Origin of the sequence: Paraburkholderia graminis C4D1M, from assembly GCF_000172415.1 — a bacterium.
GTDB classification, from domain to species: Bacteria; Pseudomonadota; Gammaproteobacteria; order Burkholderiales; family Burkholderiaceae; genus Paraburkholderia; species Paraburkholderia graminis.
Genome location: NZ_ABLD01000006.1, coordinates 32,099 through 45,549, shown reverse-complemented (window position 1 = coordinate 45,549; position 13,451 = coordinate 32,099). Strand labels below are relative to the sequence as shown.

Here is a 13,451-nt window from a genome sequence, read left to right as displayed (position 1 = left end):
AATGGTCACCCTGTCCGAAGTCGCGAAGCGCGCACATGTCACTGCCGCGACGGTCTCCAACGTGCTGCGCAACCGCGAGAAAGTGCGTCCGGAAACAGCGGAGCGCGTGCTGAAGGCCATCGCGGATCTCGGCTACCGGCCGAATCTGAACGCGCGCGCGTTGGCCGAGGGCCGCTCGTCGACGCTCGCGTTGATGCTGTCGAACATCTCGAACCCGTTCTACCCTGAGTTCGTGCTGGCCGCCGAACGCGCGGCGCGTAAAGCCGGCCATTTCCTGATGGTCTGCAATACCGACGACGACGCCGAGATAGGCCGCGCGTATCTGAACCAGATCGCGGGCACGCTGGCGGACGGCGTGCTCGTCATGAACACGGACATTGCGATCAACGACTTGTGCGCGTCGGCCACGCATAGCGCGCCGATCCTGCTGGCGATGTGGGAGCACCCCGAGACGCCGCCCGCGCTGCCGTGCATTGCCGTGGATTTCGCGCGCGCCGGCGAACTCGCCGCGCAGCATTTGCTGGAACTGGGCCATCGCGAAGTCGGGCTGCTGGTCGGCGACGGTTGCGGCGGCTTGCAGGACGCGCGCTCCAATGGTTTTCGCGCGACGATGCGCGCCGCCGGCGTCGAAGCGGACACGGCCGCCGTGCTGCAGGTGCGCGACTCGATCGACGCCGGCTACACCGCGTGCATGCAGTTGATGGCCGTGCGGCCGTTCGTCACCGCGATCTTCGCGACCAACGACCTGCTCGCGATCGGCGCGGCGCAGGCCTTGATCACGCTCGGGCGCGCGGTGCCCGACGACGTGTCGGTTATCGGCATCACCGACATTCAACTCGCGCATCAGGTCCACCCCGCGTTGACCACCGTCGCGATACAAACGGCGCAGATCGCGGAGTTATCGATCAACAGTTTGATCCGCCTGATCCAGACACCCGAGCGGCAGCCGTCGATGGTGCTCGGCCCGCCGCCTCAACTCGTCGTGCGCGCGTCGACAGGACCGCGCCGCCGCCGCTGATTGCAGCGCTGATTGCAACGCTCCTTGCAACGCTCGCGCTCCAACGGCAAGCAACGCATTCAGCAGAAAATGCTGTAGCGGCTCGAAAAAAACCATACGCACACCGTGGGCCGCTTTTTGAGGCGATTCATTGATCGCGCGACACGCGTAGCATCGATCTATCGCATCGCCGTGCATGACCGCATGCATGCCGCCGCGCCGCCCGGCGCAATGGCGAAAAACGCACGCCCGATTCCGTCAAAAGGCCACCAAGGAGCAACGCAATGTCTCTCGCATTGACGCGCAATGAACTGATCCGTCCGCTGAATTTTATCGACGGCAAATGGATCGCCGCCGCGAACGGCGCGCGCTTTCCCGTCACGAATCCGGCGACGGGCGAGACGATCGTCGAGGTCGCGAACAGCAGTGCCGCGGATGCGCGCGCCGCCACCGACGCAGCCGCTCGCGCGCTGCCCGCGTGGCGCGACACGCTGCCGCGCGAGCGCGCGGAGATTCTGCGCCGCTGGCATGCGCTGATCGTCGCGAACACCGAAGATCTGGCGAAGCTGATGTCGACGGAACAAGGCAAGCCGCTCGCGGAAAGCCGCGGCGAAGTCGCTTACGGCGCGTCGTACGTCGCGTGGTTCGCCGACGAAGCCACGCGCATTTACGGCGACATCATTCCGCAGCAGCAGCGCGGCAAGCGCATGAGCGCGGTGAAGGAGCCGATCGGCATCGTGGCCGCCATCACGCCGTGGAATTTCCCGCTCGCGATGATCGCGCGCAAGATCGCGCCCGCGCTCGCGGCCGGTTGCACGGTGATTGCCAAGCCCGCCGAAGACACGCCGCTGACCGCGCTCGCACTCGCCGCGCTCGCGCAGGAAGCCGGCGTGCCCGACGGCGTGCTGAACATGCTGTCGGCTTCGCGCGAACAAGGCATTGAAGCCGTGGCCGACTGGCTCGCCGATGCCCGCGTACGCAAGATCACGTTCACCGGCTCGACGCCGGTCGGTAAGCATCTTGCGCGCGAGTCGGCGGCCACGTTGAAGAAGCTGTCGCTCGAACTGGGCGGCAACGCGCCCTTCATCGTATTCGACGATGCGGACCTCGACGCGGCCGTCGCGGGACTGATGGCCGCCAAGTTTCGCAACGGCGGACAGACCTGTGTATGCCCGAATCGCGTCTACGTGCAGGCCGGCGTTTATGAACGTTTCGCCGATCTGCTCGCCAAACGCGTCGGGGCGCTGAAGGTTGCGCCCGCAACGGACGAGGGCGCGCAAATCGGCCCGATGATCAACGAGCGCGCGATCGACAAAATCGCGCGTCACGTAGAAGACGCCGTAAAACAAGGGGCAAACGTGTTGACGGGCGGCAAGCGCCTGACCGAGCTGGGCCCGAATTACTATGCGCCCACCGTGCTGACCAACGCGCAGGACGACATGCTGGTGTGCTGCGAAGAGACCTTTGGACCGGTCGCGCCGCTGTTCCGCTTCAACGACGAAGCCGAAGCGATCCGTCTCGCAAACGACACGCCGTTCGGTCTTGCCGCTTACTTCTATACGCAGGACGTGCGGCGCATCAACCGCGTGGCCGCGCGGCTCGAAGCAGGCGTGATCGGCATCAACGAGGGCGCGGTGTCGAGCGAAGCCGCGCCGTTCGGCGGCGTGAAAGAATCAGGCTATGGCCGCGAAGGCTCGAAGTACGGACTCGACGATTATCTGTCGATCAAGTACCTGTGCCAAGGCGGCCTCGATTGATAAGCCGGGCGTAATGCGTCAGCCGGTGGCCGACTGCGCAATGCGCGTCTCGGAGATCGAGCGAACGTCGATGCGGCGCGGCAAGATCGCGTCGCGGTTCGCACTGTCGGCCACTTTCTGAAGCGCGGCGATATCCGCGTCGCTGACGAAATGCTGCTTGAGCGACGCGCGGCGCGTGATAGTTCTCGCCGCATCGAGCGGAGAGCGCGTCAGCGTTGCATAGATCTGCGCGTAGGCGTCCGGGTTCGCAAGCGCCCACTCGCCCGCGCGTTGCAGTCTCAACAGAACGTCGGCGATTGCCGCGCGCTTGCGCGTGTCGGCAAGCGACGCGCCCGATGCCGTGATAAAGCCAAGTCCGCTATTGATGCCCGTGCCGTCGCGCAAGATGCGCGCGCCGCGTTGCACGGCGATGCCGTAGTACGGATCGAACGTCGCCCACGCTTCGATCGAGCCTGACGCGAACGCCGCGAAGCCATCCACCGGCAAGATGAAGCGCACGGTCACGTCGTCTTTCGACAGACCCGCTTCGGCGAGCGCGCCGTATAACTGGAATTGCGAAATGCTGCCGCGCGCCGACGAAACGAACACCGTGCGCCCTCTCAGTTGGGCGACGCTGCGTATCGTCGAATCCGGCGCGATCAGAATGCCGAGTTGTGCGCCGGAGCCCACGCGCGTCGCTACGATTTTCAACGTGGGGTCGCCGACCGCTGCGGCGAGCACGGGCAAATCACCTGCGGGCGCGAGATCGACGGCGCCCGCGCGTTGCGCTTCGAAGAGCGGCGCCGCGCCCTGAAAATTAGCCCATCGATACGCATACGGCGCACCGTCGAGCACCTTGGCGGCCTCCACAAGCGCACGCGTACCGCCGGCCTGGTCGCCGAGTACGAGCGTGGTCGACGCGAGGTCCGCGGCCTGCGCAGAGTGCGATTGAAAGAGGCTCGCCGCGGCGAATGCGGGCGCGGCGCCGAGCAGCTTGAGTGCGCGCCGCCGCGTTGAAAACGATGTGGGAACAGACACTGCGATAGGCCCTCGCGTTCGGTAGATGCGTCAGCGTACCGAGCCGCGAGAGCCAAGGGAATGAAGCGATTTTTATAACGTTATCTAGCGACGCTCTTTAGCGTCGACGGACGCGCCACGCGCGCCCATTGCGTTAATGATCGTCGTCGTCGCGCTCGGCTTCGCACACATGCTCATCGTGACCGCGCCCTTTGCCCGCCGCAACGCCCGTCAGTTTTTGCGCGACGTAGGCCGGCAGTTCGCTCGCGTCCCATGCGAAGACGAAGAACTGATTCGGATTGGCAATGCCCGCCGGATGATTCGAATCGGTGACCGTGCCGATAAAGTCGTTGTCGTTAGCGATAAAAAGCGTGTGCTTCTTGACGCCGCCGACCACGACGTCCGGCCCGAATGCGAGCCCTTCGAGCTTCGCGGGAATGTCGTTCGCGCTGTAGCCGTGCGCAGTCAGTTGCGCGACGACATCGAGGAACAGCGTTTTTTGCACCGCATACGGCGCGAGCCCGGCTTGCCCGCTCGTGTTGCTCACGTCCTGCGCGCTCGCCAGATCGATATGGAAAACACGCTTGAAAACAGCGGTCGAATTGTCGCCGAGACCTTTGCCGTCGCGTTCGTCCACCAGCAGTTCATGATCGTTCACGGCGACCACGTCGCTGATGGTCGGATACTTCGGTTTCGCGCTCGTGCCGATGTTCGTGAGCGGATACGCGAACTGTGTGGTTTTACCGCTGCGCACGTCGATCTTCACGATGCGCGTGTACGCGCCGTCCGTGCCGCCGTCCTGAATCAACGGGCTTTGCATCGCGCCGAACAGCGTCTTGCCGTCGGGCGAAATGGCGAGACCTTCCATGCCTTTGTTCGCGACGCGCCCCGTCGTGTTCTGCGCAATTTCATTGCTGCCGATCGGGCTCAGCGTGGACACCGCAAACGTGTCGGGCAGCTTGTAGGTGTCGATGCGCCGGCCACTGCGCCGATCGAAACGATAGACATACGGACCGTACTCATCGGAAATGAACACGCTCTCGCCGTCATTGCTCACGCGCACGCTTTCGGGATCGAAGCGCGCGTCGCGGTCGTTGGTGGACAGACGCGTGGGATCGAAATTATCCGAACGGCCGGTGAAGTAGTACGTGTGGTTACGGCTGTTGAGCGCGGGCGCGCCATTGGGCACGCCCGCGGCGGCGCCCGCGCCATAGACCACTTTGTCGGACGTATACAGGAGCGTCGTGGCGATCAGCTTCGGCGCGAGCGAATACGGCAAGGCGGAGCCCGCCGCGTTGTGCTGCAGACGCAGGCGCAAGGTCTGGAAACGGTTGATGTACGACGCCGTGTCGTCGATGGCCGCGTTATACGACACCGCGTTCGGCCCGCGATCGGGCACCGCGACGAACGTATGGCAGCCCGCGTACGCAATGCCCGAGCCGAGGCCGCCGAGCAGATTGCCCGCCACGCCATTCTCCAGCGGCGCCGCCGTTTCCTTCGACAAGTCGCCGGTGAGGCCGCTCAGCTGACCGACCGCAATGAGGTCGACCGCGGCGTGTGCGGCCGTCGCGAATAGAAGCGACGAAGCGATTGCCGTCAGTGCAAACAGTCTTGAACGAGACACGATGTCATCCTTAATGGAATGCTTGTTGTAGACGTGTCTGGCGCCGGGCCTCATCGAGAAACTTGCCGGCATGGATGTTCGCAACATGAGAGGAATAGCCGGCGCGCAGCCGTTGGCCGAGGGATGGCCGTCGGCAATATTGCGCGACGTATGTGACGCAACGGTGACGCAGCAGTGACCGCATGTGTTGTATGTGCGTGCTGCAGTCCACATGCAAAACCGCCAGCAGGTCGCGATGAATGCCGCTTTCGGCTACCTGCGTTTCAGGCTTGCAACGAATCGGTCCGAAGCGAGCCGAAAAAACCGCCGCAAATTAACGGCAGCATTCACTTTCGGCTCACCTGGGTTAAATCCCTAAGTCTGGGTTTGAAGTCATGCCCATAGCCGACGAGCGCCATATTCCGCAGCGGCAACGATGACCTGCCGATGATGCAGTTCTGAGCCAAGTCGGTCAAATTTCCGCGGGCTGTCATTCGAAAGAAGGCGCTTGTCGGGCTACAAGTCCGATGGCTCCGTGAACCTGACGACGCTGGCCTACTCCTTGCCTTTACCTTTTCACGCAGCCGGCGACATGACACATGACCAGGTCGATGCCGTCGGGGGCTTCTCCGATACATGCCCGCCAACGGCACGGAGAAGAACAATCCGGCTGCGAAAGAAGAAAATAAGGAGTAGTGGAAGATGCACTCTTTCATTCGGATTCAAATGGGGTTGCAAACGCGCTTGCAGACGCGCTTGCGGTACGCAGTGCGTTTTGCGCAGCGCCTGATGGCGCTGCATGCCGAAGCGTTCTTCAACGCGATGTTCCCCGCTCTGGCTTGCCGCCAGCTCATCCCGCTGCGTGTCACGCAGCACCATCCTTTGCACACGAATCCCAGCGAGCCGCTTATGGCTCCTGCCCGGCCGCGCTCTCACGGGGCGTCCGCGCGCCATTTCCTGTAGCACCCTGTAGTCAAGCAGCACGCAGTACCCACCGTCGTCATCCGATGACAATTAAATTAGCCATCCTAATGGAGATAAACCATGAAATCCATCATCAACAGCACGAAAGCATTCATTCGCGACGAAGACGGCGTGACCGCCATCGAGTACGGCCTGATGGCCGCCCTGATTGCAACGGCAATTCTCGCCGGCTACACCACGCTCGCCAATGCAGTCAGCGCCAAGTTCACCGCAATCGCGGGGAAGCTGGCTTAACCCCGAGCGATGCGACAGACGACTTGGGCCTGCCTGCCCGTCTGTCGCATCACGGCTTTTTGCAACACGCTGCAGCGCTCAACACGCCGTGGCAAGTTCAAATGGAGAGTAATGATGCAATCGTTCATCAACAGCACTGGTGCATTCATTCGCGATGAAGACGGCGTGACTGCCATCGAGTATGGCCTGATGGCCGCACTGATCGCGACGGCAATCCTCGCAGGGTACTCGACCCTCGCGACGGCGGTCAGCGACAAATTCACTGCTATCGCTGGGCACGTGACCTCAGGAACCTGAGAGGAACGGCGGGCGAACCGCCACGCTGGTTCGCCCGCCGCATCCGCGCTTGTCCTGACCGCTGCCCACACCAAAAAGGCCTTGTTGTGTTTATTTGTCGCATCTGCTCCACTACCGACAATTATTCCGAGCATTGTATCACTGGGAAGAGTTGACTCATGCTGAACATCCTGGGCCGCCAGATTGCAAGGAACTGGGTCGGTGCCGTCTTTCTGAGCGGGGGGTTTGCGGGCGGTAGCCTGAAGGATTCGCGGGCGGCGTGGGGGCGTGGCTGGCGGGCGCTGTCGTCGGACTGCTTCTGTTCCTGCCGCTCTATCTGCTGCACGGAATGGCTGCGGGAGACGTCAAAGCTGCTCGCGATGGTAGGCGCATGGATCGGACCCCTACTGGTTTTTGAGGCCGCACTGGCGACATGTCTGATTGGTGGCGTGTGGCTGCTGGCACTGACTGCGCGACGCCGGCAGTTCAGGAAGGCGCTGGGCAACGTGTTGAGCCTGGTCCATCCGGCGATGCGCGGCGGCGGCGCCGCTTCAATCGAGTCGGTCGGATCCGTGCCGTACGGAGTCGCGATTGCGACAGGAACCGTAGTCGTGCTGCTCGCGACGGCGGCACAGCTATAGAACGAAACGTAGAACAAAACGCACGACGAAAGTAAGCCGGCCACATGCGATCCGGCTATCAGAATCACATACCGTGCCGCACCGAAATCGGTGGCGCTACACCCGGGGAGCGACAGATGGACCAGCACAGCACACAGCAGTCCAAGGCAGAGGGCACGACATGCCTCGATGATTCTGCCGCAACGGGCGCCGACCGGGCGCAAACGCCGGCACTTCCGCTACGCGCGCCGCGCACTGTCGCGGACACCGGCCTGCCCGCGCTTTTCATCGCGCATCTGCTACTCAAATCGATTCTGCAGAACGGCAAATCGTCGCTGGGCGATCTCATCGCGAGACACTGTCTGACGGCCGCGGTACTCGACGAAACCATCGGCTTTCTCGTGCGCGAACACCTCGTCGAGATCGCGCATCGCGGCGCGGCCGATGTCGATATGCATCTGCGCCTCACCGAAGGCGGCCGCGAACTCGCCGCTCACGAAGCGCGTCGCTCGACGTATTGCGGCCCCGCACCGGTCTCGCTCGAAGCGTATATGAGCGTGATCGGCGCGTACTCGGTGAAGCGCATCCACGTCGCGCAATCGGACGTGCGCGCGGCCTTCGCAGACTTCATCGGCGATATGTCGCTGCTCGATTCGGCAGTGGCCGCGTTGAATGCCGGGCGGCCCGTCATGCTGTACGGCCCAGCAGGCAGCGGCAAAACCTATCTCGCCGAACGCCTCGGCAGCTTGCTGCGAGGCGCGGTGCCCGTGCCTTACGCGCTTTATGTCGCCGGCGACGTGATCCAGTTGCACGACCCGCTGATTCACAAGGACGCGGAACCCGGCGCGCTGCCCGCCGCGACGGATCGACGCTGGCGCGTGTGCGAACGGCCTATGGTGATGTCCGGCGGCGAACTGACATTGGCGATGCTCGATCTTCAGTACAACGCCAACAGCGGCTTCTATCAGGCGCCGCCGCATATGAAGGCCAACATGGGCCTCTATGTCGTCGACGACCTCGGCCGTCAGCGCGTCGCGCCAGGCGAACTGCTCAACCGCTGGATCACGCCGCTCGACCGCGGCGTCGATCAGTTCGCGCTGCAATCCGGCGCGCGCTTCGTAAGCGCATTCGACGTGTGGCCCGTCTTCTCCACCAACCTCACGCCCGCCGAACTGAACGACAACGCGTTCCTGCGCAGGCTCGGCTCGAAGATCCATATCGGCGCGCTCAGCGCTGAAGACTATCGACGCCTCTTCGAAACGCAATGCGCGGCGCTCGGTATCGAGATCGCGCCCGGCGCATTCGAGTATCTGCTGCATCAATTGCATCTGCGCAATCGCACGCCGTTTCTCGCGTGTTATCCGGCGGACCTGCTCGGCGTACTGCGCTCGTTCGCGCTGTATCACGGCGACGTGCCGGCCGTCACCGAGTATCAGCTGACGCATGCATGGCACAGCTACTTCGGCAGCGCGCCGGAGCTTGACCAGACGTATTCCTCACACAGCGGGCAATCCGACAAACGATTTGCCGGCGCTTGATCCGCAGCCGCCTAGCACCTGAAAGGAGTCTCACCATGAAAACCAGTCGCGCAATTGTGATGTTAGGGATGGCCTTGCTCGCGGGGCTCGCCGCTGTCGGCTTCGCGTCGCGATGGCTGTTGCAGACGTCGTCGTCGGCTCTGACGCCCGTTGCCGTCGCGACCGCCGAGGTGAGCCTCGGCCAGCCGCTCAATTCGACGATGATCCGCACGGTGAACTGGCCCACCGCGAGCGTGCCGCCCGGCGCGTTCAAGGACCCGAAGGCGCTGGATGGACGCGTCGTGCGCGCGAGCCTCGAACCGGGCGAACCGGTGATCGAGTCGAAGCTCGCACCGCAAGGCACGAAGGGTGGGCTGTCGGCGGTTATCGGCGAAGGCAAGCGCGCGATCACGGTACGCGTGAACGATGTTGTCGGCGTGGCGGGTTTTGCGCTGCCGGGCAACTACGTCGACGTGATCGTCAACACTCAGGAACCCGAAGCAAAGACGGCCGATCCGCAGCAAAGCATTTCGAAGATCGTCCTCGAAAAGATCCTGGTGCTAGCGGTTGCGCAGCAAGTTAGCCGCGACGACACGCAGCCGAAAGTGGTCAACGCGGTCACGCTCGAAGTCACGCCGGACCAGGCGGAGAAGCTCGACCTCGCGCGCAGCGTCGGCAGCCTGTCGCTCGTGCTGCGCAATCAGATCGACGACCGCGCATTGCCCACCGGCGGCGCGACCAAGTTCACGCTGCTCGGCAAGCCCGCTGCACCGGCATCGGCACCGGTTGTCGCGGCGGCGCCCACACGCGTGAAATACACGGCGCGGCCGGCGCCGAAGCGCGACTGCGTCGGCGTACTGTCGGGCACGCAAGGTAGTCAGGAATGCTTTTAATTACACACACCATCACGCGATGCCGCAGCGTCTGACGCACGACGGTTCGCTCGCAGCGGGCTACGGGGAGACACGGAAATGAAATCGAATCGGATAAAGATCAAGCAGGGTAGCGCGATGCGCACGGCGTTGCTGACCACAACGGTATGCGCATCCCTGCTCGCCGCAAACGGCGTGCGGGCGCAGGAAGCGGTAGAGAACGCGAGGGCCGGCGCGGCGCCCATGCCGCACGGTCCCGTGCAAATGACCATCAGCATGAATGCCGCGCCGGCTCAGCCCTCGAGCGCCATGCAAAACGCCGCTGCGCGCGGCCCGGCATGCACGCGCACGCAGAGCGAACAGAGCACGGTGGTGGTCCCCGTTGGCAAGTCCACGCTGATGCAAACCGCCGAACCCGTGCGCAACCGCACGCTCGGCAATCCGCTGATTGCGCAGGCAACCATGGTCTCGCCGAAAACGCTCTACGTGGTCGGGATGGCCGTGGGCACCACCAACATGATCGTGCAAGGCAAGAGCGGCGCGTGCGAAGTCATCAACGTGGTGGTGAACGCGGACGCCGGCGGCCTGCAAACTTCGTTATCCCAACTGATGCCCGATGAGCCGAACATCCGCGTGTCGACGGTCGCCGGCGATCTCGTGCTGGCCGGCCGCGTATCGAGCGCGCAGGCCGCGGCCCAGGCGCAGGAAATCGCCAAGGCGTATGCGCGCACCACACTGCCAAACCCGAACGGCGCTGCAAACGGAAACGGCAACGGCAAAAGCGCGACCGTGCTGAACATGATGAGCGTCGACTCGCCGCAACAGGTGATGCTCGAAGTGAAGGTCGCCGAAGTCTCGAAGACGGTCCTCAACCAGTTGGGCGCGGCGATGAACATCCAGGGCGGCTTCGGCTCGTGGAGCGGGGCGCTCATCAGCAGCCTGCTCGCGGGCGTGTCGAGCATCGTCGATGTGAACAAGGCGAATAACCGTCCGTTCAATGTCGCGATAGACGCCCAGCACGGCGACAACCTCGTGAAGATTCTCGCCGAGCCGAATCTCGTCACGCTGAGCGGACAGGAAGCGACGTTCCTCGCGGGCGGCAAGGTGTTCATTCCGATTCCGCAGAGCAACCTGAACGGCGTGTCGACCATCATCCTGCAGGAAGAGGAATTCGGCGTCGGCCTGAAGTTCACGCCGACCGTGCTCGCGGGCGGCCGCATCAACCTGAAGGTCGCGCCAGAAGTGTCGGAGCTGTCGTCGACCGGCGTCACGGTCGGCGCGACGAATACCAACAACCTCACGGTGCTGCCGCTCATCACCACGCGCCGCGCATCGACCACGGTGCAGATGAACGACGGCGAGACCTTCGCGATCGGCGGGCTCATCAAGAGCAACGCGGCGGGCACGCTGAAGGCGATACCGGGTGTCGGCGAAGTGCCGGTGCTGGGCGCGCTCTTCAGAAGCACGTCGTATCAGCAGGACCGCACGGAGCTCGTGTTCATCATCACGCCGCATCTGGTGAAGCCGCTGCAAACGGCGTCGAATCTGCCGCTGCCCACGGACCATCTCAAGACGCCCAACGAAGCGGACGTCTATCTGATGGGCAACATGGAAGGCCGCGATCCGGCCGGCAGCAAAAAGCCCGCGCCGCCGATGCCTGCCCCGGCGCCCTCGCCCGCAATGGCTCCCGCACCGTCGCAACCGCAGGCTCCGGCCACGCCGAGCGCTGCTGAACCGCCCGTCTCCGCGATGGTGCCGACGCCCGCTGCAAGCGCCGCGCCGCTGCCCGATCCGCGAGCCGTCACGCCCGCGGATACCGGCAAGCCCAACGACAACGCCACCGCTCGCGCCGCACAAATAGAAGCACGAGCCGCGCAGATCGCCGCACGCGAAGCGCCGCCATCCGACAAACCGCGCTCGCCGTCCGCACGCGCTCACAACTAATGCACTCCTCGGGAGAACGTCATGACCAATCGCATCCTCTTCTTTTCGCGCTGGACTGCACTGCTTGTGCCGGCGTGCCTCGCGCTCAACGGCTGCATGTCGACGACGCCGAACTTCGACCGGCACTTCGGCGAATCCGTGAAGAGCTTCACGGCGGCGCAGATCATCGATCCGGACGCGGCGACCAAGAATCCGTCGACGCAGGGTGTCGACGGTAAAGCCGCCGTCGGCGCGATGTCGAACTACAACGCGTCGTTCAAGGCGCCGCCCGCAACCGCTAACGCCTTCGTGATCGGCGTGGGCGGCAGCGGAGCCGGCGGCGCGGGCGGAGGCGCGGCGATGCCGCCGCCTGCGAACGGCGAATAGCCAACGTGGGCGACGCGACGGCGCGAGCCGTCGCAAGACCAACCCCGCAACGATTCCGCGGATGACAACATCATGATCAATATCCTCATCAACTCCGAGCACGCGGGCCGAATGTCCGAGATCGTTCGGCTCCTGACGGACTGCGGCAATTGCACGACGACTCGCACGCAAGGCGCGCCTTCCGCGCTGCTCGAGCGGGGCGACAGTCTCGATGCGTTCGATGTCCTGATCATCGACGCGTCGTCGCCCGAACGCGCCGGGCTCGATTCGGTCAACGCGCTCGTGCATCGCTATCCGCGCCTGACGTGTTTGCTGCTGTTGCCGCAGACGTCGCCCGACACGCTGATCGCCGCGATGCGCGCCGGCATCCGCGACGTGCTGAACTGGCCGCTCGACGCGCGCGCGCTCGGCGCCGCCGTGCAGCGCGCGATGGCTCCGCATGCCGGCGACGCGCGCCACGAAACGCATATGGTGTCGTTCATTTCGTGCAAGGGCGGCGCGGGCACGAGCCTGATCGCGGCCAACGTCGGCCACGCGATCGCGACGCTGCACGGCAAGCGCGTGCTGCTCGTCGATCTGAACCCGATGTTCGCGGACGCCGCGTTTCTCGTCAGCGACCAGGAACCGCCGTCAACGTTGCCGCAAATGTGCGCGCAGATCGAGCGCATCGACGCCGCGTTTCTCGATGCATCGCTCACGCACGTCACACCGGGTTTTCATGTGCTCGCGGGCGCGGGCGATCCGTTGAAGGCGCTCGAGATTCATGAAGAGCAACTGGAATGGATTCTCGGCGTCGCGGCGCCGCGCTACGACGTCGTGCTGTTCGATCTGGGGCAAAGCATCAATGCATTGTCGATCGTCGCGCTCGATCGCAGCGCGGAGATTCACATGGTGCTGCAGGCGAGCATGCCGTATGTGCGCGCGGCGCGCCGTCTGCAGGACATGCTGGTGTCGCTCGCCTATTCGCCGGAACGGCTGCGTCTCTTGCTGAACCGGCATCGCCGTCACGACGAGCGGGCCGCGAGCGCGCTCGAACAGGTGCTCGGCAAGCGCCCTTCGCATGTGATCGCCGACGACCCGCACGCGGCGAGCGAAGCCGTGAATCTCGGCGAACCGTTGTTGAAGGTCGCGCGCAACAGCGCGCTCTCGCGCGGCGTGCAAGCGCTCGCGCAAAGCATCGTCAATCAGTCGACGGGCGTCGTGCCGCAGAAGAAACAGGGCGAGCCGCTGCTCGGCCGGCTATTCGGCCGCTCGGCCACGCAGCGCCAGTCGGCGGCGTCATAAC

The 13,451-nt window shown here is 64.2% G+C and carries 13 protein-coding genes; 10 read left to right on the top strand and 3 right to left on the bottom strand.

Features of this window, described 5'->3' with window-relative positions:
• Nucleotide 1: 1 nt before the first annotated feature.
• Nucleotides 2-1,018, top strand: coding sequence for a LacI family DNA-binding transcriptional regulator (locus BGRAMDRAFT_RS12505; protein ID WP_006049106.1), 1,017 nt, complete (start codon nucleotides 2-4; stop codon nucleotides 1,016-1,018).
• A gap of 263 nt (nucleotides 1,019-1,281) precedes the next feature.
• On the top strand, nucleotides 1,282-2,754 hold the full coding sequence (locus tag BGRAMDRAFT_RS12500; protein ID WP_006049105.1) for an NAD-dependent succinate-semialdehyde dehydrogenase: 1,473 nt from the start codon (nucleotides 1,282-1,284) through the stop codon (nucleotides 2,752-2,754).
• 18 nt (nucleotides 2,755-2,772) lie between these two features.
• On the opposite strand, the gene BGRAMDRAFT_RS12495 is transcribed toward BGRAMDRAFT_RS12500, so the two are convergent.
• The 3 genes from BGRAMDRAFT_RS12495 to BGRAMDRAFT_RS34520 all read right to left on the bottom strand — a co-directional run bounded on the left by BGRAMDRAFT_RS12495 (nucleotide 2,773) and on the right by BGRAMDRAFT_RS34520 (nucleotide 6,232).
• Nucleotides 2,773-3,777, bottom strand: coding sequence for an ABC transporter substrate-binding protein (locus tag BGRAMDRAFT_RS12495; protein ID WP_044020955.1), 1,005 nt, complete (start codon nucleotides 3,775-3,777; stop codon nucleotides 2,773-2,775).
• Between the two features lie 127 nt (nucleotides 3,778-3,904).
• The gene (locus tag BGRAMDRAFT_RS12490; protein ID WP_044021028.1) at nucleotides 3,905-5,374 is read right to left on the bottom strand and encodes an esterase-like activity of phytase family protein; all 1,470 of its coding nucleotides are present in this window, start codon (nucleotides 5,372-5,374) and stop codon (nucleotides 3,905-3,907) included.
• A gap of 555 nt (nucleotides 5,375-5,929) precedes the next feature.
• On the bottom strand, nucleotides 5,930-6,232 hold the full coding sequence (locus BGRAMDRAFT_RS34520) for a hypothetical protein (protein ID WP_157140614.1): 303 nt from the start codon (nucleotides 6,230-6,232) through the stop codon (nucleotides 5,930-5,932).
• Nucleotides 6,233-6,397: 165 nt separating this feature from the next.
• Here BGRAMDRAFT_RS34520 and BGRAMDRAFT_RS12480 point away from each other — a divergent pair, with 165 nt between their 5' ends.
• From BGRAMDRAFT_RS12480 to BGRAMDRAFT_RS12445, 8 genes are all read left to right on the top strand, one after another.
• Nucleotides 6,398-6,571 carry a Flp family type IVb pilin gene (locus tag BGRAMDRAFT_RS12480; protein ID WP_006049101.1) on the top strand — a complete coding sequence of 58 codons (174 nt, stop codon included), beginning with the start codon at nucleotides 6,398-6,400 and terminating at the stop codon, nucleotides 6,569-6,571.
• Between the two features lie 114 nt (nucleotides 6,572-6,685).
• Complete coding sequence (locus BGRAMDRAFT_RS12475) at nucleotides 6,686-6,868, top strand: Flp family type IVb pilin (protein ID WP_006049100.1); 183 nt, start codon at nucleotides 6,686-6,688, stop codon at nucleotides 6,866-6,868.
• A gap of 158 nt (nucleotides 6,869-7,026) precedes the next feature.
• Complete coding sequence (locus tag BGRAMDRAFT_RS12470; RefSeq protein WP_006049099.1) at nucleotides 7,027-7,488, top strand: A24 family peptidase; 462 nt, start codon at nucleotides 7,027-7,029, stop codon at nucleotides 7,486-7,488.
• Nucleotides 7,489-7,604: 116 nt separating this feature from the next.
• Entirely contained in the window at nucleotides 7,605-9,005 is a 1,401-nt protein-coding gene (locus tag BGRAMDRAFT_RS12465) for a hypothetical protein (RefSeq protein ID WP_006049098.1), read from the top strand.
• 35 nt (nucleotides 9,006-9,040) lie between these two features.
• Nucleotides 9,041-9,877, top strand: a complete 837-nt coding sequence (gene cpaB / locus BGRAMDRAFT_RS12460) for a Flp pilus assembly protein CpaB (RefSeq protein ID WP_006049097.1) — start codon at nucleotides 9,041-9,043, stop codon at nucleotides 9,875-9,877.
• Nucleotides 9,878-9,955: 78 nt separating this feature from the next.
• Nucleotides 9,956-11,800, top strand: coding sequence for a pilus assembly protein N-terminal domain-containing protein (locus tag BGRAMDRAFT_RS12455; protein WP_006049096.1), 1,845 nt, complete (start codon nucleotides 9,956-9,958; stop codon nucleotides 11,798-11,800).
• A gap of 21 nt (nucleotides 11,801-11,821) precedes the next feature.
• Nucleotides 11,822-12,166 carry a hypothetical protein gene (locus tag BGRAMDRAFT_RS12450; RefSeq protein ID WP_006049095.1) on the top strand — a complete coding sequence of 115 codons (345 nt, stop codon included), beginning with the start codon at nucleotides 11,822-11,824 and terminating at the stop codon, nucleotides 12,164-12,166.
• A 72-nt stretch (nucleotides 12,167-12,238) separates the two neighbouring features.
• Nucleotides 12,239-13,450 (top strand): AAA family ATPase, encoded by a 1,212-nt coding sequence (locus tag BGRAMDRAFT_RS12445; RefSeq protein WP_006049094.1) that lies wholly within the window; start codon nucleotides 12,239-12,241, stop codon nucleotides 13,448-13,450.
• Nucleotide 13,451: the final 1 nt, after the last annotated feature.

Bases quoted from the DNA above. Each gene is read 5' to 3' on its own strand.
- BGRAMDRAFT_RS12500 (WP_006049105.1), top strand. From the start codon at position 1,282: ATGTCTCTCGCATTGACGCGCAATGAACTGATCCGTCCGCTGAATTTT.
- BGRAMDRAFT_RS12470 (WP_006049099.1), top strand. From the start codon at position 7,027: ATGCTGAACATCCTGGGCCGCCAGATTGCAAGGAACTGGGTCGGTGCC.
- BGRAMDRAFT_RS12445 (WP_006049094.1), top strand. From the start codon at position 12,239: ATGATCAATATCCTCATCAACTCCGAGCACGCGGGCCGAATGTCCGAG.
- BGRAMDRAFT_RS12480 (WP_006049101.1), top strand. From the start codon at position 6,398: ATGAAATCCATCATCAACAGCACGAAAGCATTCATTCGCGACGAAGAC.
- BGRAMDRAFT_RS12465 (WP_006049098.1), top strand. From the start codon at position 7,605: ATGGACCAGCACAGCACACAGCAGTCCAAGGCAGAGGGCACGACATGC.
- BGRAMDRAFT_RS12505 (WP_006049106.1), top strand. From the start codon at position 2: ATGGTCACCCTGTCCGAAGTCGCGAAGCGCGCACATGTCACTGCCGCG.
- BGRAMDRAFT_RS12455 (WP_006049096.1), top strand. From the start codon at position 9,956: ATGAAATCGAATCGGATAAAGATCAAGCAGGGTAGCGCGATGCGCACG.
- BGRAMDRAFT_RS12475 (WP_006049100.1), top strand. From the start codon at position 6,686: ATGCAATCGTTCATCAACAGCACTGGTGCATTCATTCGCGATGAAGAC.
- BGRAMDRAFT_RS34520 (WP_157140614.1), bottom strand. From the start codon at position 6,232: ATGGTGCTGCGTGACACGCAGCGGGATGAGCTGGCGGCAAGCCAGAGC.
- cpaB (WP_006049097.1), top strand. From the start codon at position 9,041: ATGAAAACCAGTCGCGCAATTGTGATGTTAGGGATGGCCTTGCTCGCG.
- BGRAMDRAFT_RS12450 (WP_006049095.1), top strand. From the start codon at position 11,822: ATGACCAATCGCATCCTCTTCTTTTCGCGCTGGACTGCACTGCTTGTG.